Consider the following 21,827-nt stretch of genomic DNA (forward strand, 5'->3'; position numbering starts at 1 on the left):
CCTGCCGCCGCCCCAGACCCCAGAAGCTGTTCATAATCGGGTGGCATGACTTTTTTAGCACTCGATGTGGGCAACACCCGGTTGAAGTGGGCCCATTACGCGGCCCCGGTGGTCGGGTCGCCCGTGCTGGCCCATGGCGCGGTGTTTCTGGAAAACATCGACAAGCTGGCGGACGAGGAGTGGCGCGGCCTGCCCACGCCGTCGCACATCCTGGGCTGCGTCGTGGCCGGCGACGCGGTCAAACGCCGTGTCGAGGAGCAGATGGAGCTCTGGGATGTCATGCCGCGCTGGGTCGTTTCCAGCGCCCAGGAGGCCGGCGTGACCAACGGCTACGACCACCCGACCCGTCTTGGTGCCGACCGCTGGGTCGCGATGATAGGGGCGCGGCACCGGCTTCTGGGCCGCGGCATCCGCAAACCCTGCGTGGTGGTGATGGTGGGCACGGCGGTCACGGTCGAGGCCATCGACGCCTCCGGCAAATTTCTGGGCGGCATCATCCTGCCTGGCCACGGCATCATGCTGCGTGCGCTCGAGTCCGGCACCGCCGGGCTGCATGTGCCCACGGGCGAGGTGAAAGACTTCCCCACCAACACCAGCGACGCACTGACCAGCGGCGGCACCTTTGCAATTGCGGGCGCCGTGCAGCGCATGGTGGAAAACACCACCCGGCATTGCGGTGAGGCGCCCGAATGCATCATGACCGGCGGCGCGGGCTGGAAGATGGCGCCCAGCATGTCGGTCCAGGTGGAGCTGGTGGAAAGCCTGATTTTCGACGGCCTGCTGGAAATCGCCGCACAACGGTTTGCCGTCTCCGCCTGACTGATTGACTGCGGCGCCGATTGCTATAAATTCAATAGCTGGTTGCGCTTGTTCCATAAGGGCTGGAGCCCGGAAACACTGACAATCACGACGCGTCGTCACCCCAGGGCAGCATCAGCGTCACGATGGACAGCTTGGCAAACTCCGGCACAAACTCGTCAATGATGCGCTGCGGCTCCGGGCACAGCGTGCTGTCGGTGATCACGCCGAACTGCACGCTCCCCCCGTAACTCAGGATGGACACGCCCAGCCCGACATCACCCGACTGCGGCACCCAGAACATGCTTTGCTCCAGCGTGGCGCCGCAGAACCTGAGTTTTTCGCGCGGGCCCGGCACATTGGTCATCACCGCCGTGGTCTTTTTCGAGAACAGGTTGAGCATCGCGTCCTGCGCCGGCTTGATCAGCAGGCCGGCAATCGCCAGCAGGCTGAAAGCCAGCAGCGGCTGGTAGCTGCCCTTGAGTGCCGCCATGCGCCGCCGCACCTCGTAGACACGCTCCACCGGGTTGTCCACGCCGATGGGCAGCACCAGCGGCACCAGGCCGAAGCGGTTGCCGAGTTTGTAGGCGTGCTCGATGGGCCGCAGATTCACCGGCACCATGGCGCGTATCTCCTGGCCTTTCACGTCGTCGCCGTGCGACTTGAGGTATTCGCCAATCGCACCGGCCACGCAACTGAGCAGCACATCGTTGATCGAGCAGTTCAGCGCCTTGCCGATGGCCCGGACTTCGTCCAGCGGTATCGGCTGGCACCAGGCCACTTTTTTGGTGGTGCCCGGCTTGCCCTTGAGCCGGGTTTTTGAGTCGTCGGGCATCAGCGCGAGGGCGGCGCTGTCCTTGAGCACCTGCAGCATGACCTTGGCCATGTCGATCGAGCCGGCCATGCCTTTGTGCGGGTCGCTCAGCAGGTGCAGCGACCTGGCGGCACCCTCACCGGCGGCGCCCAGCGCCTTGACCGTCAGATCGGTGAAGGGTTTGAGCAGGGTCTCGGCGATCCAGTCGTCGGTGCCGCCGCCGGCTTCTTTCTTGCGCCGCTCGGGGGGGGGCGCGCCGCCATCGACCAGTGACATGGTCACCGAAATCAGCGCAATGCCGTCGGCAATGCAGTGGTGGATGCGCACAATCATGGCGCTGCCCTTGACGCCATCGGGGCCGGTGTAGTCCTCGACCAGGTGGATTTGCCAGAGCGGGCGCTTGCGGTCCAGCGGCTGCATGGCGAGTTCGGCCACGCGGTCCTGCAGCGCTTCCTGCTCCTTGCCCTTCGCCACCTTCGGCAGCCTGTCGGCAACCACGTGGTTCTGCAGGTCGAAGTAGCGGTCCTCGACCCAGGTCGCGCCGGCGGCGTCTTCCATCACCCGCTGGCGAAAGCGCGCGTACTTGAGCAGGCTGGCCTCGATGCGCTCGCAGACCACCGCATGGCTCACGCCCGGCTGCAGGGACCAGACGCCGACAATCATCATCAGGTTGGACGGCGTGTCCATGCGCAGCCAGGCCGTGTCGACCTTGCTCATGCGCTCACCCGACAGGCCCAGCGTGCCCGAGACGGCGCGCTTGACGTTTTTCCGGACGTTCTTCGCGACTTTTTTGCCTGCGGCCTGGGCCGAAACGCGTGTGACCATGAAAACTCCGTGTACCAAGCACCCCGGATGGGGTGAATTCCCTATTCTGCAGGCAAGGCAGTGGCTAAGATACCGGGCAGTTACCCGAATTCATCCTGACTTTCAACCGCAACGGAGCACTCTCATGGCAGACATCAAGGCAGCATTCGACAAGGCAATGGCCGATTCCAAGAACCTCAGTGAGCGCCCCGACAACGCCACGCTGCTGAAGATCTACGCGCTCTACAAGCAGGGCAGCAGCGGTGACAACGCCGACAAGAAGCCCGGCTTTAGCGACATGGTGGCACGCGCCAAGTGGGATGCGTGGAACAAGCTCAAGGGCACCTCGCAGGAAGATGCGATGCAGCAGTACATCGACCTGATCGAATCACTGAGCTGAAAATCAAGAAGTTACTTGTCAAGCTTTGCTGCTATTGCAAGTGATCGAGTGTTTGGAACGGCAACGAGTACTTGCAAGCCTGTTTTCTATCAGGTTGCATTTGTTCTGCTTTTTTTCAGAGTTCTTGGGATTCTCGATATGCTTTCCCATGTGGGAGCCGGCATCTCGCTCTACACTTGTCCGAAGATTATTTCGCTATCATTTTTGATAGAAGCGAAATTTCACGCGCTTTGCGGTCCGATGCGGCATCGCCGGCAGCTTTTTGTGCCGGTTAACTGATTTCGTTGAATTTCGGACGTGCTTCCGAGTCAAGATATATATGAACGCACTAATTGGATTTTCAGGATTTGTAGGAAATACGCTTCTTAGGCAGGCGCACTTCGAGGCCCTCTATCGATCAACCAATATATCTGATATCGACCATCTTTCGTTCGATACTGTTGTGTGCGCCGGTGCCCCTGCACAAAAGTGGATCGCAAATCGCGAGCCCGACGCAGATCGCCGGAAGATTGAAGGGCTGATTTCGCACTTGAAAACTATCCAGTGCAAAACTTTTGTCCTGATTAGCACAGTCGATGTGTTTAAAAGCGCGATAGGGGTTGATGAAAACACGGTTGTTGACGAGTCCGGTCTTAACGCTTACGGCCTGAATCGTCGTCGACTTGAAAAATTTGTGGAAAATAATTTTGAAAATTATCTGATCGTTCGCCTGCCGGGTCTGGTTGGTCCCGGTCTACGTAAGAACGTGATTTATGATTTTCTAAATGGCATCAATCTCGACGCGATTGATAGTCGCAGCATTTTCCAGTTTTACCCGATGGTCAATCTCTGGTGCGATATCCAAATTTCTCTCAACGCCGGTTTGAAGGTGGTGCATCTCACTGCAGAACCGGTCAGTGTGGCCGATGTTTCAAAACAGGGCTTTGGCATAGTTTTTGACAATACCTTGGGTAGCACTCCGGCGAGCTACGACATGCGCACCGTTCATGCTCAAATTTTTGGTTCCGGGGGGCATTGCCAGTACAGTGCACGTGAAACCATGCAAGCCGTTAGGGCTTACGCGCAGTCTGAGCCACTCGCGATCAAGTTCAACCCGGAGGTAAGCGCATGAGACTAGCAATTTCAAACATTGCTTGGGATATCGATGAGGATGAAGCCGTAGCTAAATTACTTCATCGGTATCATGTTGATGCGATCGATGTTGCACCGGGTAAATATTTTCGCGAACCAGCCAAGGCCAGAGACAAGGATATCGTTTGCATCAAGAATTGGTGGGCTGAACAGGGCATTGAAATCACGGGCATGCAGTCGCTTTTGTTTGGTACAAGTGGTTTGAGTATCTTCGGCTCATCGGAAGTCGAAGATGCCACGCTACAGCATCTCACGGCAGTTTGCCGCTTTGGGGCAGGTCTGGGTGCCAAACGATTGGTGTTTGGTTCGCCCAAGAATCGAGACCGCACTGGCTTAAGTGATCAACAAGCCATGGATTTAGCCGTCTCTTTTTTTCAACGCCTCGGTAATGTTGCCAAAAAATGTGGTGTGGTGATCTGTCTGGAGCCAAACCCAAGCTGCTACGGTGCCAATTTCATGATCAACAGCGCTGAAACGGCCCAGGTGGTGAGACAGATCGCCCACCCAGCGATCAGAATGCAATTGGATACTGGTGCTCTCGCAATTAACGAGGAAGATCCCGGTGCTGTGCTAAAAGACAGCGCCTCCCTTATTGGGCATATTCATGCCAGTGAACCGAACTTGCTTCCTTTGGGGGACGGGGGAGCTGACCATGCCAAAGTGGTTGTAGCTCTGGTTGAGCATCTGCCCAATCATCTGGTTTCCATCGAGATGCTGGCGACAAAAAATGAACCCCACCAGCAGTCGATCGAGCGCGCACTGAATGTGGCGATCCGACACTACCGAAATAGCGAAGTTGGGGCCAGCGCGTGAAGTGGCTGATTCTGGGTTTCGGTATCGCCTTCAACGCCTCGGCCAGTGTTCTGATAAAAATGGCTGTGACGCCACCTCGAAAGATTCCTTCTCTTGCCGACATGATGGCGGCGCTGGGCAACTGGCCATTCTGGCTCGGGCTGGGACTATACGGTGCATCCTTCCTGCTCTACGCTGCCGCCTTAGAGCGGCTCCCTTTAAATGTTGCGCATCCTGTCCTGACATCGGGCGCGGTCGCAACAGTTGCAATCCTTTCGGCGGTTATTTTCAGAGAGCCTTTCCACTGGACAACAGGAGCCGGGATTGCACTTGTCCTGGCTGGTGTTGTACTGATTACGGTTAAAGTGACCTGATTGGCACCGGGACAAACAACAATGACGCTTGGCATTACCCCGGAAATTATTGCTAGTTGGGAAGTTCCCGCGTTTGAGACGCCCCTATGGCTTGGGCGACAGCACCTTTGGTGCGTCGTGATCCCGGTCATTAACGAAGGCGCAAGAATTAAGAACTTACTTTCTAGAATGGCGAGCCTCAAAATCAACGAAATTGCCGACATTGTCATCATCGACGGCGGCAGTACGGATGATTCGCTTGGACTGGAGTTGCTGCGACAAAAAAGCGTGCGCGGGCTGCTGGTTAAAACCGGCCCTGGAAAATTGAGTGCACAGCTCCGTTGCGCCTATGCTTTTGTGCTTGAGCAAGGCTATGAAGGCGTCGTCACAATTGACGGTAACGACAAGGACGATCCTGAAGCCATACCTCGCTTCATCGATGCTCTCAAGCAGGGGGTGAGTTTTGTCCAAGCATCACGCTTTGTTGCGGGAGGCGTGGCGGAAAACACGCCCAGATTGCGAAATTTCGCCATCCGATTCATTCATGCGCCGATGCTGAGTCTGTTTTCTGGCTTTAGGTGGACCGACACCACCCAGGGTTTTCGCGCCTACAGCCGAAAAATGATGCTTGATCCCAATATCGCGCCTTTCCGCGATCTATTCATGACTTACGAGTTGCTTGCGTATTTTTCCTATCGAGCGCCTAAACTTGGCTACTGCTGTCAAGAATTACCGACGATTCGTCGCTATCCCAAAGGGGAAGTGCCTACCAAAATCAGCAGCTTAAAGGGGAATCTTTCGGTTCTGTACGTTCTTTTTCGAGCCTGTTTCGGTTTCTTTAACCCAAAAATCAGTTGATTGTGACTACTCTATGCCCAACTCGATTCTTGATAACTATGAACGCCGGAGAGTTGACTGAGTTTTATTTGATTGCAGGTGAAATTATTTTGTGGGTGGAGTTTCGAACGTGGCGAAAGAAAGAAATAATGTCAACACAGGCAAGCTCAGCGAACAATTTTCAGAGAAAGAGCGTTAACCATGCCGGTGGGGTTTGAAAAGGTGGGGGGCATGATGGAATTTTTTCCTGTTTTTTTGTCTGTTGTGTTCGTCGTGCGCAACCAATCGGACTGCATTGAAAAAATGCTGTCAGAGGCTGCTGCCGGTATTTCCTCTCTCGTTTGTGATTACGAGCTCATAGTCATAGACAACGCATCAGATGATGACAGTGTGTTTGTTTTTAAGAATCTAACAGGGGAAAACGGACAGCCCAATTTGCAAGTTTTTGCTTTGACCAAGGAAGTGGATGCTGACACAGCAGCATGGGTTGGGTTGGAAAATGCATTGGGTGACTTTGTTGCCATCATTGATCCGTTGGCGGATGACATTGGCTTTCTCCCGGAGATGCTGGATAGGGCGGTCAATGGCGCTGATGTGGTGTTCGCCAACAATATGCAAAAATCTGCTCAGAGCCTTGCCTACCGAAGCGCTTACGCTGTTTTTAACGGACTCTACAAGCGGTTCAATGGTATTCATTTGGCCAATGAGGCGCCTCAGTATCGTGTCCTGAGCAAACGTGTCATTAACTTCATTCTTCAACATCCCCAACCGGGCATGACTTATCGCCACCTTCCGGCGACTGGGGGCTTTGCACGCGTTAACCTCAGCTACAGTGCAATGCCGAAGGTGTCACGCGCAAAGCAGTTGGGGGAAAGTGTTGACCGGGGCATGCGGCTATTGGTTTCTACAACTCGCGCGCCGATGCGTCTTGTTACCTCGCTTTCTTTGTTTGGGGCCGTTGCCAACCTTGTCTACTCCATCTACGTTGTAGCAGTGGGGCTCCTGAAGACAGATGTTGCCCCTGGCTGGATTAGCTTGTCCCTCCAGCAGTCTGGCATGTTCTTCTTGATCTCACTCGTACTTCTCGTGCTCGGCGAGTACATCCTGCACATGGTCAGTCTGTCGAACGAAGGCCCGCTCTACCATGTCGGCCAAGAATTTACCAGTGCCCGTATGACCCGGCGCGAGAAGCTGAATATCGAGGAAGCGGATCCAAAGACGCACCATGAGCCGGACGCTGACCCTGAACGTGCTGCCTGATGTCTACCGCAGACGACGTAAGCCAACAAGATGCGGTCATTATCGGAGGAGGGTTTTACGGTGCTGCAATTGCCGTTTACTTGGCCAAGCAGCGTGGGTTGAAGCGCATACTTCTTGTAGAGCGAGAGCCTACGCTTCTTGCGCGTGCATCCCTCAATAATCAGGCTCGCGTACACAATGGATATCATTACCCACGCAGCTTTACAACTGCTTATCGAAGTCGGGTAAATCTCCCAAAGTTTGTGCGCGACTGGCCAGAGGCCGTCCGGGGAGACTTTACCAAGCTATACGCAATTGCCCGCCACAACTCCAAGGTCACTGGCAGGCAGTTTGAACGCTTCTGCCACGAGATTGGGGCCAGGATTCAGCCTGCAGAGCCGACGCTACGAGCAATCTTCGAACCGCGTCTCATCGAGGATGTATTTCTCGTCGAAGAATACTCTTTCGATTCTTCGAAGCTTGCAAGTTGGGCTGAACGTGAACTGAGTATATGTGGCGTACATATCCGGGTTGAAACGCGCGCGACCAAAATCTCGAAGGGAATGAATGGCTCGCTAAGCGTTGCCGTACAGCCCAATCGCGGGCCCGAAGATTTAATCTCCTGCCGGTACGTGTTTAACTGTACTTATAGCGGACTCAATCAGTTCAAGGGAGATTTTCCCGGGACTCGAACGGCCCTTAAACAGGAAATTGCTGAGATGGCACTCATACAGGTGCCACCGATGCTCCAGGGCCTAGGCATTACGGTAATGGATGGCCCGTTTTTTTCGATGATGCCGTTTCCCACTCGCGGCCTGCACACGCTTTCGCATGTCCGTTATACCCCGCACATGCATTGGAAAGACGTGAAAGATGTCGATCCCTATTCAAAACTTCTGCAATACCAAAGGGCAACACGTGTGGACCGGATGCTTAGAGATGTTGGCCGCTATCTTCCGGCAATCTTCGATGCCAAATATATCGACTCATTATTCGAAATAAAAACCGTTCTTGTGACGAACGAGGCTGATGACGGGAGGCCTATTCTGTTTGAGAAGCATCCAGAGTTACCCGGTTGCTACTCAATATTGGGAGGAAAAATAGACAATATCTACGATGTTCTAGAAAAGCTGGATGCGGAGAAATTTTAGAACACGACCCATAAAGCACCTTTTTTGACTTCCGGTCTAATAAACTCCCTAGTTCGAGCTTGGTGCTTGACTTCATTCCCGGGAGGCTGGCGAACCAACACGGGGGAGATTCCGAATAGTGGGGAAGCTTGCGATCATGAATAATATTTTTTTGAATGAATCCATATGAATATTAAAAACAGCTTTGAAAAAAACGGTCATATTGTATTATTCTGCCTAGTATCTGCGGTTATTGCATTTTCAACGAGCCTAACCTCTACCGTCATTGATACCTTCCACGAAGGTGAGTATTTGGGGTTTCTATGGCATATGCGCGCTTATTACAATGGGATTGGAGAATTCCCATTGTTGATTCACGGTGCGGTTGACTATATTCCTTCAATAATCGCATCCCTAATATACGGGGATGAACGAATTATTGTCGGAACTCGACAAATCGGATCGATTTTGCTATGGCTGGGGTGGGTACTGTTCCTGGACTTGGGTCACACAATTATTCCAAAATCTAGTCGAAAAGTATTTTGGACCGCTGCGCTAGTTTTGGTTTTTGTCGCATTGACTCCAAAATTGGGCTCTGACTATTTGACAATGCAGGGAGCAATTGTTGGCGCAAGAGATTTCTTTCTTGTTGTCACGATATGGGCTGTTGCCAGATACATAGATGCAGCATCGAAATCTGCGAGATTTCTATTCCTCTGGATCGCCTCGTTTGCTGCAATGACGTCCATATTCTGGTGCTATGACAGGGGGCTAATGGCGGTAGCATTTTTTGGTATCTGTGTTTTGGGATGTTTCCTCACAAAGCGAACAGTAGAAGGATGGTTCTTGGTTTTTTCATCCGCGCTGTCTTTGCTCTTAATTGAATATTCAAATATCTTTGGTTCAATCACCAGCAATATCGATAATATTATTTATTGGATTAAATATGGAGAAGATCTCTGGAGTTATCCTCTTAAAGAGCAACTGATTCCGTATATTGGCGGAGGGATCATGGTTTTGTTTAGTGTGGTAGTCATATCGATTGCTTTTTTGCAGAAGTTTGATCGAGGACAGGAGCGCTATCTGATCATTGGATTGATAGTTGTTCAGCTGCTTCTTCTGAAAACAACCATGAATCGTCCTGGAGGCAGCCGCACCCTGGCAGCGATTTGGCCGCCAATTTTATTGATGTTCCATTATGGTGCTGCTCTATTTCCGGTTTCAAACTTCGATTGGCGAAAATATTTGAAATCAAATACGTCCATTTCACACTATGTGTACTTCGCTTCATTTGCCCTTCTATTTTTTGCCACGACAAATGTTCAGACGCTGTATATCGTAGGGTTGAAATACGGCAGTTTTTTTAAAAACATGATAATGCCTCATAAAGATTTTGAATTGGTATCTGCTGATATGAATCAGCTGGCTGATCAATTGAGGAAATCGAATGTCAGCTGCTTTGTCGGGTGGACAAGTGAGGGAGTGATTGCTTTAATGGCGAATAAAAGATTTTGTACTAAATATACCTACGCGGCATATATTTCTCCAAAGGAAGAGTTGAATTTCCTGACTCAACTGTAAAAGGAGTCGCCCACTATAATTGTTTCCGATGCTGCTGTGAATTCCAATCATTCGTCTATGATCATCGATGGTGTAAAGATCAAAGACCGCTTGCCTGCAGTTAATCAGTACATTGAACGGACATACACTACGATAAAAGTAGAGGGAACTTATACCGTCGTCAATCGCTAGTTAACAGTCCGAGCGCTATGTGTCCGGGTTGGAGGAGTCCCTTCCCCCCGTGATATTTGCGATACCACCGATGATATTCAGGTGAGCAACGACTTGATTTGCAAGGTCGTTGAAATCGCACGACTGCGCCGATGTTTTTGCTACTGGCGCATCCACGATGTGAGCCATAAATGGGCGACGCGACTGCGCAGGAAGAATGCAGAACTGCCGTTAAATGAGGGCACACCGATGCAACTTGCCGTAGGTGTCAGGGGGGGGCACGGTGAGTGGACTTCAGTCAGCGACACGCCTGCTCTACCATCGGCGCATCAGATGTTTGACTGGTGTTGATGATGGTGGCCATGAGCTTTTTTTGAGGGGTACTGAGCATTTCAGGCCTCTAAGTCTCTCCCATTGATCTGGTTTTGCTCGATCGGGACGGTTACGTCGAGAGCACCAACAGCGAGTGGAGGGGATGTACAACAATCGGCATCATTTTGAGACGCTACTGATCCGCCGCCCTCGGCAATACAGCGAGACCAGTCCGCTTGGCAGTGCGTGACGTGTATCGCCAGCTGCGTTCGACGAGCGGCATCGCCAGCGCATTGTGATGCTGTTCAATTCTCGAGAATCGCAAGGGGAAATCATTTAATCCTGGGGTGTCGAATATTTTTACTTCAATTTGGTCGAACAACAAAGGTAGCTCAATGTCACCGTCCATGGAATCGGCCGCAGTCTCAGCTACCAACCAAAGATTTTTATTTTCTAAATCCCATTATTGTTTTGGAAGTGGATATTAATAATGCTTGGAACGTGGCGCTTCTTCTTGGCTATTTGTGTTGTTGCCTCTCACCTTTGTCCGAGGGTTTTTGGAGTGCATTTTGGATCGTATGCGGTATTTGCTTTCTACATTTGCAGTGGATATTTAATGACAAAAATAATAAACGAAACCTATGGGTATTCCATTTTGGGTGTTGCAAGGTTTATTTTGAACAGATTTCTGAGAATATATCCAACATACTGGACTCTTCTTGCATTGGCACTGTTGCTTGGGGCGGTAAATGGACTGCTGATAAGGGCAACCGTATGGACTGCGCCTTATATGCCCATAACAATGCAGGACTGGCTTAAAAATCTGCTAATCATCGGTTTAAACCCGGGATTAACCACACCGATTGAGAGCAACCCGGCTGCACTCACAACGGCCTGGTCGCTTTCGGTTGAGTTGATCTTTTATGCGCTAATATCGCTGGGGTTCTCCCGTAGTCGTGTCGTGACCATAATATGGTTTGCATGCAGCTTGGTTGTTACGTGTGCCATGATTTTTTTGGAGTATGATTTTGCACATCGATATTTTCCCTTTGCCGCTGCAAGCTTGCCGTTTTCAATGGGGGCAATATTGCATTGGTGGCGGCCAAAGTTACCATCCTGGAGTCTTGGGTGCTTATTGCTGAGTTTCATTCTAATTCTTGTTCTTGGAGCTAATGGGACCGTAAATAGTACCTTTGCCGGGATGTATATTGCATTGTTTTTGAGCTTTTTGATTCAAGGCGAGTTGATCAAGGTTTCTTGCGCTAATACTAAAATTAAAGAGACAGATAATATTCTTGGTGATTTATCATATCCAATTTTCTTGATTCATATGGTCGCTGGTTTTTTCGCCGTGGCGATTGTCGGTGTAAAAACTGATCTTTGGATTTTGGGTCTAGGTCTTTGTACAAGTATGGCGGTGGGATTTCTTGTCATAACTTTCATTGAAAAACCCATAAAGAGAATACGTGCTCAAGTCCGGTCTGGCTGAGCTGGGGATGGTGTTCCTGACTTACGGCCAAGGTAAGTATGAGATCGTTAATTTCAGGCGATAAGTGCAGTGGACGATTCTATAAAACCCCGAAATTTTTGTGCGCCAACGTGGGGTTTAAACGCTGGGCCTGCTATCGCTGCTATCGCTGCTATCGTTCGCCCTGAGCTTGTCTAAGGGCATTGACGGGCTCAGCATGAACGGTGTGGCGGCATGAATGGCGAAAACCTCACTAGATTGGCATGATGTATAGAAAAATGTGTTTCTGGCCCTTATTCCACTGTCGTAAGAAGCTATCAATAAAGTAGCAAAAAACTCTCACCCAACAATGCCGCGCTGTCTTAACGCACCGATCTGCGCCTCCGTCAGCCCGACCTCCCGCAGCACCGCATCGGTGTCCTGGCCCAGGGCCGGCGCGTTGCGGCGCTGGCTGCCGGGGGTGGCTGAGAGTTTGGGGACAAAGCCGGGCACGGCGATTTCCGAGCCGTCGTCCATCTGCACTTTTTGCAGCATGCCTCGCGCGGCGTAGTGGGGGTCGGCGGCGATGTCGGCGACGGTGTAGATTTTTCCCGCGGGCACCCCGGCGCTTTCCAGCGCCGTCAGCACTTCTTCCACCGTCAGGCCGGCGGTCCATTGGCCGATCGCGGCGTCGATCTCCTGCACACGCGCCACGCGGCCTGCGTTGTCGGACAGCGCGGGGTCATTGCCCAGGTCCTGTCGATTCATCACCGTCATCAGGCGTTTGAAGATGCTGTCGCCATTGCCGGCGATGAGGGCGTAACCACCGTCGCTGCAGCGGTAGGCGTTGCTGGGCGCGATGCCGGGCAGGGCGCTGCCGGCCGGCCCGCGCACTGCGCCGAAGGCGCTGTATTCGGGCAGCAGGCTTTCCATGCAGTTGAACACGGCCTCGTACAGCGCCACATCCACGACTTGACCTTTGCCCGAAGCATGGCGGTGTTGCAGCGCCAGCAGGATGCCGATCACGCCGTGTAGCGCGGCCAGCGTGTCGCCTATGCTCACGCCGACGCGCACCGGCACGCGGCCGGGCTCGCCGGTCAGGTGGCGCAGGCCGCTCATGGCTTCGGCCACCACGCCGAAACCCGGGCGGTCGCGGTAGGGGCCGGTCTGGCCGTAGCCGCTGATACGCAGCATGATGAGCCGCGGGTTGAGTTTGAGCAGCTCGTCGGGGCCCAGGCCCCAGCCTTCCATGGCGCCAGGCCGGAAGTTCTCGATCAGCACGTCGGCGTCCTGCGCGAGTTTGCGGACGATCTCCTGCGCTTCGGCCTGGCGCAAATCGAGCGCCACCGAGCGCTTGTTGCGCGACTGCACCTGCCACCAGACCGAGGTGCCATCTTTGAGCAGGCGCCATTTGCGCAGCGGGTCACCTGTGCGGGGCGCTTCGATCTTGATGACGTCGGCGCCGAAGTCGGCCAGCGTCTTGGCGGCAAAGGGCCCGGCGATGAGCTGGCCCAGTTCCACCACCTTCAGGCCCGCCAGCGGGCCCGGGTGGGCCGTCGCCGTCATTTCGGCGCAGGCTTCTTTTTGGCGGCGGGCTTTTTCTGGGCCAGCAGCGTGTCGAGGTTTTTCACGATCTCGCCCTCGATCCGGTCCTTGAAGGCGCCGAGCAGAAAGCCCAGCTTCGCGTCAAGCTCGAAGACGTCCTTGCTCACCTTGAGCGTGCCGCTGACGCCCGAGCGGGTGAAGCTGACTTCGTCGCAGGTGTCGCCTTCCTCGTAGGTGCAACTCATGTCGAACTTTTCCTCGACCTGTTCAGCCCACTGGAAGGCGATCTTGCGTGCCTGGGCCAGGCCCAGGCTGTGCTCGCGTTCGATATGGATGTCAGCCATGGGGTGTTTCCTCGGTTTTTGTGGTGATGGAAGGACGGAGGGCGTCGTGCCGCTCCTGCTTGGGCAGGGCGGCCAGCCGCCTGACCGCATCATAAAACCGCGGCCAGTTGCTGCCTTCGCGCGCAAACAGCGCCTCGAAGCCCGGCACCAGTTCATCATAGGCGGCCAGCGCGCCCAGCGAGGCGTTGTTGGTGCGGGCCACCCAGGGGTCGTAACCGGAGTAGCCGTCCCAGCCGGCCTTGAGGGCGGCGTAACGCGTGTGGAAGGTCTGCATTGCTACACTTTTCATAGCTGCCTGCGCACGGCGGTCGGGGGCTGGGGCCGTTTTTGGCTCATAAATTTCGCTGAGCTCGCGGCGCAGCCCCAGCGTCAGCGTGCGAAACTGCTGGCGGCGCTCGCTGTACAGCGCGTACTCCTTGCGGACGGCGGCGCTGCCGTGGGTGTCCAGCCAGCGTGCGCTGCCCAGGCGTTCCACGGCGGTGGCAAAGGATTCGTTGAAGTCCATGTCGCCGGCGGCATACACCACCTGATGCGCCAGCTCATGAAAGATCAGCCGCGCCAGTTCGCCCTCGGGGTAGCCGATGAAGGTGCTGAGCAGCGGGTCGCCGCCGGCCCAGTTCATCCAGCCCAGGGTGGAGTAGGCCGGCACGCCGTAAACGCTGACTTCCAGCCCCTGCGCGCTGAGCTTGTCGGCTTCGGCGCGCGCCTGGGCCTCGTCAAAATAACCCTTGTAGCCCACGCAGCCGGTGACCGGAAAACACCAGGTCTGCAGGGTCAGTGAAAACTCCGGCGCGGCCGACACATTCCAGACCACGGCCTTGCGCCGCAGGTCGGCGTAGCGCTGGTAGCTGGCGTTGTCGGGCAGCTTCAGTTCGTTCACCGCAAAGCGGCGGATCTGCTGGGTCAGGGCCAGCCTGGCCTTGAGTTTGTCGGGGGTGTCGCTGTCCTGCAGCCAGTCATCAATCGGCCGGGCGGCATTCATCAGCTGCAGATGGCCGCTGACCGACTGCCAGTAATAACCGAGGCTGGCGCAACCGGACAGGCCCAGCAGGACGCCCGCAAGCAGGGCCGCTGTTTTGGGGGAGCACCGGAAGGAGGGCATCCAGATCAGAGTGCTGGCGCGGCGTCAAGTTGCACCTCGACCAGGCAGTCGTAGAACACTGGGCCGCGTCCCAGGTCGGTCAGGTGCTGGCTGGTCAGCTCGTTGACATTGGTGCCGTCCAGGCCGAACTTGCGCCACCAGATGCCCAGGCCGTGCACCACGCCGGCGCGCGCCCGGTCGGACACCCTGGCCTTGCAGCGGTAGGTGCCGCGCTGGTTGAACACCTTCACCACGCTGCCGGTGCTGATGCCGCGCGCGGCGGCGTCCAGGGCGTTGATCTCCAGCAGCGGTTCGCCCTCGATGTCGCGCAGGCTTTTGACGTTGACGAAGGTGGAGTTCAGGAAGTTGCGCGCCGGCGGCGAGATCATCGCCAGCGGGTAGCTGGCCGAGGTGCCGGCCACCTCGTGATTGGGCACATGGTCGGGCAGGCCGTCCAGTCCCTGCGCGGCGAGCCGCTCGCTGAAAAATTCGCATTTGCCCGAAGGGGTCAGAAAGCGGCCCTCGGCAAACGGCGCGTCGGGGCCGGGCAGCGTGGCAAAACCCTTGTCCAGCAGTTCGTTGAAATCAATCTTGTCGCCGTCCGGGTGGCTGAAGGCCGTGCGGCACAGGGTTTCGTCGTCATCCGCAAAACACGGGTCGGTAAAACCCATGCGGGCCGCGAGTCCGCGGAAGATCTCGGTGTTGGGCCGGGCCTGCCCCACGGGGGCGATGGCCGGGCGGTTCAGCAGCACATCGGTGTGGCCGTAGGCGCTGTGCACGTCCCAGTGTTCGAGCTGGGTGGTGGCCGGCAGGATGAAGTCGGCGTAGTCAGCGGTGTCGGTCTGGAAATGCTCCAGCACCACGGTGAACAGGTCCTCGCGCGCAAAACCCTGCACCACCTTGCCAGACTCCGGGGCCACCGCCACCGGGTTGCTGTTGTAGACGATCAGCGCCTCGATCTTCGGGCCGAAAGCCGCTGAACTGTCCCGCAGCAGGTCGTCGCCGATGGTGATCATGTTGAGCGTGCGCGGCTGCCGGCCGGCACGCAACTCGGGCCGCTGCAGCGCGGCCTGGTTGACCGGGAACATGCCCGAGCTCGACAGCAGCATGCCGCCGCCGCGGTGCCGCCAGGCCCCGGTCAGCGCGGGCAGGCAGGCCACCGCGCGTGTGGCGTTGCCGCCGCCGCGCGCGCGCTGCATGCCGTAGTTCAGGCGGATCGCCGCCGGTTGCCCGTTCGCGCCGCACTCGCCGTAGTCGCGCGCCAGAGACCGGACCTGCTCCGCAGGCACACCGCAGACCTGCGCCACGCGCCCCGGATTCCATAGCAGTGCACGCTCGCGCAGCAAGGGCCAGCCGATGGTATGGCTTTCAATGTAGGCGTGGTCCAGCCAGTCGTGGACGATCAGTTCATGCATGATGCCCAGTGCCAGTGCGGCGTCGGTGCCGGGCTGCAGGGCAATGTGTTCGTGGCACTTTTCAGCGGTTTCGGTCTTGCGCGGATCGATGCAGATGATTTTGGCGCCCTGGCGCTTGGCCTCCTGCACGTAACGCCAGAAGTGCAGGTTGCTGGCGATCGAGTTGCTGCCCCAGATGAGGATCAACCTGGCTTCGGCAAAAAACTGAACCTTCATGCCGGCCTTGCGCCCCAGCGTTTGCGTCAGGCCCTCGCCGCCGGCGGCCGAACAGATGGTGCGCTCCAGCAGAGAGGCGCCCAGCTTGTTGAAAAAGCGCGCCGCCATGCTTTCACTCTGCACCAGGCCCATGGTGCCGGCGTAGCTGTAGGGCGCGATGGCTTCGGGGTTGCGCGCGGCGATCGCCTGCAGGCGGGTCGTGATCTCACCGAGCGCGTTGTCCCAGCTGACAGGCTCGAACTGTCCCGAACCCTTGGGCCCCACCCGCTTGAGCGGCTGCAGGATGCGTTCCGGGTGGTAGCTGCGCTCGGTGTAGCGCGAGACCTTGGTGCAGAGCACGCCGCCGGTTTGGGGGTGGTCGGGATTGCCCTGGACCTTGATGGCCACGCCACCCTCCACCGTGGTGAGCAGGGCACAGGTGTCCGGGCAGTCATGCGGGCAGGCGCCCCGCACCTTGATGGCGTCCTGCACGGGGTTGGCACTAGGGGAGATGCTGATGGAGGCGGGCATAAATAGAACTGGATTTTCTTACAAGGAACCGTTCCCGGCTGCGAATCAGAGGCTGAGCGTTTTTTGCTCGTGCCCGAGTAGCGCGTCTAAAGACTCTCAGCCTCTCAGTCAGGGCAAACATCACGAAAAATTACAGACTCTGGGGCAAGCCCTCATCGTAGCCGCCTTGCTGCTGACAGGCACAGCGGGGCGCAGCCAGGACGGCGTGAGCAAGACCGGCATGGTGCCCGGCCAGCCGCTGGCGCTGACCGGCCCGGGCTCCTCGCTGGCCCAGCCTTTCACCAGGGCGCGAAGTTGTACTTCGACAGCGCGAACGCGGCCGGCGGCATCAACGGCCGTCAGGGGCCACTTCGCGGACGACCGCGTGGGTTCCCGGCTGGTCGGGCTCGGTTTGATCGATTCGCAGGGGCGGGTGCGCGAACAGTGGGGGCCCCGCGACAGAGTCTGACAAATTGCTGACAAAAAATAGCGGGTTTACCTTTTATAGGGTTAATTCTTAAAACTAAAGTAGTGTGTTTTCGAAAGAAGGCCGATGGCCTGGCCGGGCGGCTGATTCGCTGGCCCATCTTTGACGAGAATGTCAGCATGCTTATTTCTCGCAGAAAACTCTCCCTCACTGCCGGCGCCGCCATGCTGGCCGGTTTCAACATTGCCCGGGCCCAGTCCGACAGCAAGATCATCCTCGGTCAGTCGGCCGCCTTTACCGGTCCTGCTGCGCAACTGGGCATCCAGTTTTACCAGGGTGCCAAGGTTTATTTTGACCAGGTCAACGCCCAGGGCGGCGTGGGCAAGCGCCAGATTGAAATCCGCAACCTGGACGATGGTTACGAGCCGGACCGCTGCGCCGAGAACACCCGCAAGCTGATTGCCGACGACGTGTTTGCGCTGTTTGGCTACATCGGTACCCCGACCAGCCTGGTGGCCCTGCCGCTGGCGACCAGGGACAAGGTGCCTTTTATTGCCCCATTCACCGGCGCCATGGGCCTGCGCGAGCCGTTCAACAAATACGCCTTTCACGTGCGCGCTTCGTACAACGACGAAACCGGCCTGATCGTCAAGCAGCTGACCAGCCTGGGACTGAAAAAAATCGCGGTGTTCTACCAGAACGACGCCTACGGCAAGGCCGGTCTGGACGGCGTGACGCTGGCCCTGAACGGCCTGGGGCTCAAGACGGTGGCGCAGGCCACGGTGGAGCGCAATTCCGTCGATGTGGCCAAGGCGGTCCAGACCCTGGTCGCCGCGGCCCCCGATGCCGTGGTGCAGATCAGCGCCTACAAATCCTGTGCCGCCTTCATACGCGCTGCGCGCAAGGCCGGGTACGGCGGCACGTTCTACAACGTGTCTTTTGTCGGTACGCAGGCGCTGGCCGACGAGCTGGGCAAGGACGGTGCGGGCGTGGTGGTGTCCCAGGTCATGCCTTCACCCTACAACGCGGCGCGCCCGATTGCGCGCGAGTTTGCCGATGCCGTCAAGGCCGCCGGCAAGGATGCCCAGGTCAACTTCTCCAGCATGGAAGGGTATGTGGCCGCCAAACTGTTTGTCGAGGGCCTCAAGCGCGCCAGCGGCAAGCTCAGCCGCGAGTCACTGATCGCCGGCCTGGAGGGCATAGGCAGCCAGTCGCTGGGTGGTTTTTCCGTGTCCTTCTCGCCGACCGACCATGTGGCCTCGAGCTTTGTGGAGTTGTCCATGCTGACCGGCGACGGGCGCGTGAGAACCTGACTCCCCCCCGAAGCGGCCTACGGCCACGTCCCCCTCTGGGGCGCGCCACCAGCGGCCCGGCCCTTCGACAGGCTCGGGACAGGCCAAGGCCGGTTCCGCGGTGGCCTGCGCGAAAGCCCGCCTCCTAGCGAAGCTCGCTCGTGGCCGCCAGGCCTTGCAGGAAGGCCTCGCAGCGTGCGAGCTGTTCCAGGCTGACAAACTCGTCGGGCTGGTGCGCCTGCGTGATGCTGCCCGGTCCGCAGACCACGGTGGAAATGCCGGAGTTCTTGAAGATGCCGGCCTCGGTGCCGAACGCCACCTGCGTGGTGCGCGCCTCGCCGCTCAGGCGCTGCGCCAGCCGCGTCACCGCGTCAGTGGCGGAACCCAGAAAACTCGGAACTTCGCAAATCGTCTCGAAGCTGAAGCCGGCTTCGGGCGCTATCTTTTTCATAGCTGGTTCCGCTTGCCGGGCGTAGGCCAGCACCTCTTTTTGCATCGCGGCCGCGTCGGCCGTGGGCAGGTCCCGGAATTCGTAGCGGAACTCGGCATCACGCGGCACCACATTGTCGGCAATGCCGCCATGGAACTGGCCGACGCTGGCGGTGCTGAACGGCACATCGAAACCCTCGTAGCGCGGCTCGTCGCGCTCGAACCCTTCGGCCATGTCGCGCAGCTTGCCCACCACCCGCGCGGCCATCTCGATGGCGTTGACCGATTGCGGCGTCAGCGACGAATGGGCTTCCTTGCCGCGCACGCAGCACCGGTAGCGGTAGACGCCCTTGTGGGCGATAGCCGGCACCATGCTGGTGGGCTCGCCCACGATGCAGGCCAGCGGTGCGATGCCGGCGTCTTTCATGTCGGCCACCAGCTCACGAACGCCAAAACAGCCGACCTCTTCGTCGTAGCTGAGTGCCAGGTGAATCGCAAAAGGCGCGGGGCTGTTCAAAAAGGCGTCTGCCTGGGCCAGCGCCAGCGCGATGAAACTTTTCATGTCGGCGCTGCCGCGCCCGTAAAGCTTGCCATCGCGGACCAGGGCCGACAGCGGGTCGACCGACCAGTCCTGCCCGTCCCAGGGCACGGTGTCGGTGTGGCCCGACAGGATCACTCCGGCAGGTTTGCCTTCCCCCAGCGTGGCAAACAGGTTGGCCTTGGTTTTATCTGCGTTCCAGGTGATGCGGCTGTCCACGCCGGACTTTTTCAGCGTGTCGCGCACGAAATGGATCAGCTCCAGGTTGGAGTTGCGGCTGACGGTGTTCATGCGCACCAGCGTTTGTGCGAGCGCCAAGGCCGCAGCGGACAGGCCGGAAGGGGACAGGGAGTTTGGGAGAGTCATGCCTGATTCTGGCCCAATTGCGTCCGCTGCGGGGGCGGTTATGCTTGAACCCGACCGCGCGCACGTGGTCTATGCTTGCCCCGCCCGACCGCCCCAACCGACTTTCTTCCGCCCATGCGTTTATTGTTCCGCCTCGTCACCTTGATGCGCCCCCACCAATGGCTGAAAAACGCCTTTGTGTTTGCCGGGCTGGTGTTCAGCGAGACCTGGGGCAACGGCCCGTTGGCGCTGGCCGTGCTCAAGGCCTTTGCCGCGTTCTGCTGTTTTTCGAGCATGGTCTACATCCTCAATGACTGGCTGGACCGCGCCAGCGATGGCCGCCATCCGGTCAAGCGCCACCGGCCGCTGGCCAGCGGCGCCGTGTTGCCCGCGATGGCGCTGGTGCTGGCTGCGCTGCTGCTGGCCGCGGGACTGGCGTTTGCCGCCGGCAACGGCGCCTTGCTGGCGCTGCTTGGCATCTACGTTGCGCTGAACCTGGCCTATTCCTGGCGGCTCAAACATGTGCCCGTGGTCGATGTGTCCATCATTGCCTCGGGCTTCATGCTCAGGCTGCTGGCCGGCACCCTGGCGGTGGGGATTCCACCTTCGCGCTGGATGCTGCTGGCCGGCCTGTTCGTGGCCCTGTTCCTGGGATTTTCAAAACGCAAGGCCGAAACCTTTCACGACGAGGCCGCCAAGCGCGCCGTGCTCGATCACTACCCGCCGGCCCTGCTGGACATGTTCATGGCCGTGACCATGACGGCCAGCCTCATGACCTATGGCCTCTTTGCCACCAGCGCCGAAGCGCAGCTGCAGCACGGCAACCGGCTGGTCTACAGCGTGCCCATCGTCGTTTTTGCCATGTTGCGGTACGCCTACCAGGTGCACAGGGGGCGTGGCGAGGACGTGTCGCGCGACCTGGTGCGCGACCCCTGGATTCTGGCGGCGCTGGCAGCCTGGCTGCTGGTGTTTCTGGGGCGCCGCTTTTGATGCCGCCGGCCCGGCCGGCACCACGCCTGCCGCTCAAGCCGCTGCTGCTGGTTCTGGGCATGGCCGCCACGGCGTATGCGGTGGCGCTGGCCGTTTTCGGCGAAGGCAGCGCCCTGGCGACCCTGCAGCGGCTGGGGTCGCTCGCGGGCTTGCAAGCGGCCGCCCTGTGCCTGTTGAACTACCTGCTGCGCGGCCTGCGCTGGCGGATGTGGATGGCCCACTACGGGCGTGTGCTTGGTCTCGCGGAGGGTCTGCGCCTGTACCTGGCGGGTTACACCTTCACGCCGACGCCCGGCAACATCGGCGAGGCGGCGCGTGGTCTGATGCTGGCGCGCCGTCCGCTGAGTGCGGCGCAAAGCCTGGCGGTTTTCGGTGCGGAACGCCTGGCCGACCTGCTGTGCCTGCTGCTGATGTGTCTGCCGGTGGCCTGGTGGCTGGCGGCGCTGGGCGGTCCCGTGGCTTACCGCCTGGCGCTGGGCAGCGGCGTTGCCGCGCTCGCCCTGCTGGTGTTTCTTTTCGCGTTCCGGCGGCGCCTGTTGCTGCGGCTGTCCTGGCTGCATGATGCCTGGCAGTGCCTGGCGACCCGTCCGGCTGTCTGGCTGGCGCTGACCGGGGTAGCCTGGGCCGCGCAGGGCCTGGCCGTCTGGCTGCTGTGCCGCGAGGCGGGCCTGTCCATTGGCATGCTGCAGGCCGCCGGTTTTTACGCCGTCGCCATGGTGGGCGGCGCGCTTTCCCTGTTGCCGGCGGGCCTGGGCGGCATGGAGGCGCTGCTGACCGGCCTGCTGGTGCTCCACGGCGCCGGCGCGGCGCAGGCGCTGGGCATCACCGTGCTGGTCCGGGTGCTGACCCTGTGGCTGGCCGTGGCCATCGGTGCGCTGGCGCTGGTCTATAGTGCCGCCATTCGCGACATCAGTTTCAAATAATTCTT

20 protein-coding genes are annotated in these 21,827 nt (G+C 58.0%); 14 read left to right on the plus strand and 6 right to left on the minus strand.

Annotation, left to right across the window (positions count from 1 at the left end; all coding sequences use genetic code 11):
- The first annotated feature begins 45 nt into the window (after nucleotides 1-45).
- On the plus strand, nucleotides 46-819 hold the full coding sequence (locus tag PSV40_RS12150; protein WP_300537781.1) for a type III pantothenate kinase: 774 nt from the start codon (nucleotides 46-48) through the stop codon (nucleotides 817-819).
- A gap of 85 nt (nucleotides 820-904) precedes the next feature.
- On the opposite strand, the gene PSV40_RS12155 is transcribed toward PSV40_RS12150, so the two are convergent.
- On the minus strand, nucleotides 905-2,437 hold the full coding sequence (locus PSV40_RS12155) for a wax ester/triacylglycerol synthase family O-acyltransferase (RefSeq protein ID WP_300537783.1): 1,533 nt from the start codon (nucleotides 2,435-2,437) through the stop codon (nucleotides 905-907).
- A gap of 124 nt (nucleotides 2,438-2,561) precedes the next feature.
- On the opposite strand from PSV40_RS12155, the gene PSV40_RS12160 reads away from it, so the two are divergent.
- From PSV40_RS12160 to PSV40_RS12200, 9 genes are all read left to right on the plus strand, one after another.
- A complete protein-coding gene (locus PSV40_RS12160) occupies nucleotides 2,562-2,816 on the plus strand; it encodes an acyl-CoA-binding protein (RefSeq protein WP_300537785.1) in 255 nt (84 codons plus the stop codon).
- Between the two features lie 319 nt (nucleotides 2,817-3,135).
- On the plus strand, nucleotides 3,136-3,927 hold the full coding sequence (locus PSV40_RS12165; protein ID WP_300537787.1) for a pyridine nucleotide transhydrogenase: 792 nt from the start codon (nucleotides 3,136-3,138) through the stop codon (nucleotides 3,925-3,927).
- Nucleotides 3,924-4,760 (plus strand): TIM barrel protein, encoded by an 837-nt coding sequence (locus PSV40_RS12170; RefSeq protein WP_300537788.1) that lies wholly within the window; start codon nucleotides 3,924-3,926, stop codon nucleotides 4,758-4,760. The genes PSV40_RS12165 and PSV40_RS12170 overlap by 4 nt, the downstream gene beginning before the upstream one ends.
- Complete coding sequence (locus PSV40_RS12175) at nucleotides 4,757-5,113, plus strand: EamA family transporter (RefSeq protein WP_300537790.1); 357 nt, start codon at nucleotides 4,757-4,759, stop codon at nucleotides 5,111-5,113. The genes PSV40_RS12170 and PSV40_RS12175 overlap by 4 nt, the downstream gene beginning before the upstream one ends.
- 21 nt (nucleotides 5,114-5,134) lie before the next feature.
- Nucleotides 5,135-5,950, plus strand: coding sequence for a glycosyltransferase family 2 protein (locus PSV40_RS12180; protein ID WP_300537792.1), 816 nt, complete (start codon nucleotides 5,135-5,137; stop codon nucleotides 5,948-5,950).
- Between the two features lie 210 nt (nucleotides 5,951-6,160).
- A complete protein-coding gene (locus PSV40_RS12185) occupies nucleotides 6,161-7,189 on the plus strand; it encodes a glycosyltransferase (protein ID WP_300537794.1) in 1,029 nt (342 codons plus the stop codon).
- A complete protein-coding gene (locus PSV40_RS12190) occupies nucleotides 7,189-8,319 on the plus strand; it encodes an FAD-dependent oxidoreductase (RefSeq protein WP_300537796.1) in 1,131 nt (376 codons plus the stop codon). Before PSV40_RS12185 ends, PSV40_RS12190 begins: the two co-directional genes overlap by 1 nt.
- Before the next feature lie 165 nt (nucleotides 8,320-8,484).
- Complete coding sequence (locus tag PSV40_RS12195; protein ID WP_300537798.1) at nucleotides 8,485-9,879, plus strand: hypothetical protein; 1,395 nt, start codon at nucleotides 8,485-8,487, stop codon at nucleotides 9,877-9,879.
- Nucleotides 9,880-10,831: 952 nt separating this feature from the next.
- The gene (locus tag PSV40_RS12200) at nucleotides 10,832-11,830 is read left to right on the plus strand and encodes an acyltransferase (protein ID WP_300537800.1); all 999 of its coding nucleotides are present in this window, start codon (nucleotides 10,832-10,834) and stop codon (nucleotides 11,828-11,830) included.
- A gap of 318 nt (nucleotides 11,831-12,148) precedes the next feature.
- Here the strand turns inward: PSV40_RS12200 and PSV40_RS12205 are convergent, their stop codons facing one another.
- Genes PSV40_RS12205 through PSV40_RS12220 form a run of 4 tightly spaced genes read right to left on the minus strand, consistent with a single transcriptional unit; the run spans nucleotide 12,149 to nucleotide 16,899 of the window.
- On the minus strand, nucleotides 12,149-13,354 hold the full coding sequence (locus tag PSV40_RS12205; RefSeq protein ID WP_300537802.1) for a CaiB/BaiF CoA-transferase family protein: 1,206 nt from the start codon (nucleotides 13,352-13,354) through the stop codon (nucleotides 12,149-12,151).
- Nucleotides 13,351-13,677, minus strand: coding sequence for a polyhydroxyalkanoic acid system family protein (locus PSV40_RS12210; protein ID WP_300537804.1), 327 nt, complete (start codon nucleotides 13,675-13,677; stop codon nucleotides 13,351-13,353). The genes PSV40_RS12205 and PSV40_RS12210 overlap by 4 nt, the downstream gene beginning before the upstream one ends.
- Nucleotides 13,670-14,779, minus strand: a complete 1,110-nt coding sequence (locus PSV40_RS12215) for an aminopeptidase (RefSeq protein ID WP_300537806.1) — start codon at nucleotides 14,777-14,779, stop codon at nucleotides 13,670-13,672. The genes PSV40_RS12210 and PSV40_RS12215 overlap by 8 nt, the downstream gene beginning before the upstream one ends.
- Nucleotides 14,780-14,784: 5 nt before the next feature.
- The gene (locus tag PSV40_RS12220; RefSeq protein ID WP_300537807.1) at nucleotides 14,785-16,899 is read right to left on the minus strand and encodes a molybdopterin oxidoreductase family protein; all 2,115 of its coding nucleotides are present in this window, start codon (nucleotides 16,897-16,899) and stop codon (nucleotides 14,785-14,787) included.
- 205 nt (nucleotides 16,900-17,104) lie between these two features.
- Between PSV40_RS12220 and PSV40_RS12225 the strand changes: the two genes are divergently transcribed.
- Together PSV40_RS12225 and PSV40_RS12230 are read left to right on the plus strand one after the other, a co-directional pair.
- Nucleotides 17,105-17,347: a hypothetical protein gene (locus PSV40_RS12225; RefSeq protein ID WP_300537808.1), complete on the plus strand. Its 243-nt coding sequence runs from the start codon at nucleotides 17,105-17,107 to the stop codon at nucleotides 17,345-17,347.
- 137 nt (nucleotides 17,348-17,484) lie between these two features.
- Complete coding sequence (locus tag PSV40_RS12230) at nucleotides 17,485-18,618, plus strand: ABC transporter substrate-binding protein (RefSeq protein ID WP_300537810.1); 1,134 nt, start codon at nucleotides 17,485-17,487, stop codon at nucleotides 18,616-18,618.
- 124 nt (nucleotides 18,619-18,742) lie between these two features.
- Here PSV40_RS12230 and argE read toward each other — a convergent pair whose 3' ends face one another.
- A complete protein-coding gene (gene argE / locus PSV40_RS12235) occupies nucleotides 18,743-19,930 on the minus strand; it encodes an acetylornithine deacetylase (protein WP_300537812.1) in 1,188 nt (395 codons plus the stop codon).
- A 114-nt stretch (nucleotides 19,931-20,044) separates the two neighbouring features.
- Here argE and PSV40_RS12240 point away from each other — a divergent pair, with 114 nt between their 5' ends.
- Nucleotides 20,045-20,899 carry a decaprenyl-phosphate phosphoribosyltransferase gene (locus tag PSV40_RS12240; protein WP_300537813.1) on the plus strand — a complete coding sequence of 285 codons (855 nt, stop codon included), beginning with the start codon at nucleotides 20,045-20,047 and terminating at the stop codon, nucleotides 20,897-20,899.
- The gene (locus PSV40_RS12245) at nucleotides 20,899-21,822 is read left to right on the plus strand and encodes a lysylphosphatidylglycerol synthase transmembrane domain-containing protein (protein ID WP_300537851.1); all 924 of its coding nucleotides are present in this window, start codon (nucleotides 20,899-20,901) and stop codon (nucleotides 21,820-21,822) included. The genes PSV40_RS12240 and PSV40_RS12245 overlap by 1 nt, the downstream gene beginning before the upstream one ends.
- The last annotated feature ends 5 nt before the right edge of the window (nucleotides 21,823-21,827 follow it).

It is taken from the genome of Polaromonas sp., assembly GCF_029945925.1.
In the GTDB taxonomy this organism is placed as follows: Bacteria; Pseudomonadota; Gammaproteobacteria; order Burkholderiales; family Burkholderiaceae_C; genus Polaromonas.

Excerpts from the sequence above, each read along its gene's own strand:
- PSV40_RS12150 (WP_300537781.1), top strand. The coding sequence starts at position 46 with ATGACTTTTTTAGCACTCGATGTGGGCAACACCCGGTTGAAGTGGGCC.
- PSV40_RS12155 (WP_300537783.1), bottom strand. The coding sequence starts at position 2,437 with ATGGTCACACGCGTTTCGGCCCAGGCCGCAGGCAAAAAAGTCGCGAAG.
- PSV40_RS12160 (WP_300537785.1), top strand. The coding sequence starts at position 2,562 with ATGGCAGACATCAAGGCAGCATTCGACAAGGCAATGGCCGATTCCAAG.
- PSV40_RS12165 (WP_300537787.1), top strand. The coding sequence starts at position 3,136 with ATGAACGCACTAATTGGATTTTCAGGATTTGTAGGAAATACGCTTCTT.
- PSV40_RS12170 (WP_300537788.1), top strand. The coding sequence starts at position 3,924 with ATGAGACTAGCAATTTCAAACATTGCTTGGGATATCGATGAGGATGAA.
- PSV40_RS12180 (WP_300537792.1), top strand. The coding sequence starts at position 5,135 with ATGACGCTTGGCATTACCCCGGAAATTATTGCTAGTTGGGAAGTTCCC.
- PSV40_RS12185 (WP_300537794.1), top strand. The coding sequence starts at position 6,161 with ATGATGGAATTTTTTCCTGTTTTTTTGTCTGTTGTGTTCGTCGTGCGC.
- PSV40_RS12190 (WP_300537796.1), top strand. The coding sequence starts at position 7,189 with ATGTCTACCGCAGACGACGTAAGCCAACAAGATGCGGTCATTATCGGA.
- PSV40_RS12195 (WP_300537798.1), top strand. The coding sequence starts at position 8,485 with ATGAATATTAAAAACAGCTTTGAAAAAAACGGTCATATTGTATTATTC.
- PSV40_RS12200 (WP_300537800.1), top strand. The coding sequence starts at position 10,832 with ATGCTTGGAACGTGGCGCTTCTTCTTGGCTATTTGTGTTGTTGCCTCT.
- PSV40_RS12205 (WP_300537802.1), bottom strand. The coding sequence starts at position 13,354 with ATGACGGCGACGGCCCACCCGGGCCCGCTGGCGGGCCTGAAGGTGGTG.
- PSV40_RS12210 (WP_300537804.1), bottom strand. The coding sequence starts at position 13,677 with ATGGCTGACATCCATATCGAACGCGAGCACAGCCTGGGCCTGGCCCAG.
- PSV40_RS12215 (WP_300537806.1), bottom strand. The coding sequence starts at position 14,779 with ATGCCCTCCTTCCGGTGCTCCCCCAAAACAGCGGCCCTGCTTGCGGGC.
- PSV40_RS12220 (WP_300537807.1), bottom strand. The coding sequence starts at position 16,899 with ATGCCCGCCTCCATCAGCATCTCCCCTAGTGCCAACCCCGTGCAGGAC.
- PSV40_RS12230 (WP_300537810.1), top strand. The coding sequence starts at position 17,485 with ATGCTTATTTCTCGCAGAAAACTCTCCCTCACTGCCGGCGCCGCCATG.
- argE (WP_300537812.1), bottom strand. The coding sequence starts at position 19,930 with ATGACTCTCCCAAACTCCCTGTCCCCTTCCGGCCTGTCCGCTGCGGCC.
- PSV40_RS12240 (WP_300537813.1), top strand. The coding sequence starts at position 20,045 with ATGCGTTTATTGTTCCGCCTCGTCACCTTGATGCGCCCCCACCAATGG.
- PSV40_RS12245 (WP_300537851.1), top strand. The coding sequence starts at position 20,899 with ATGCCGCCGGCCCGGCCGGCACCACGCCTGCCGCTCAAGCCGCTGCTG.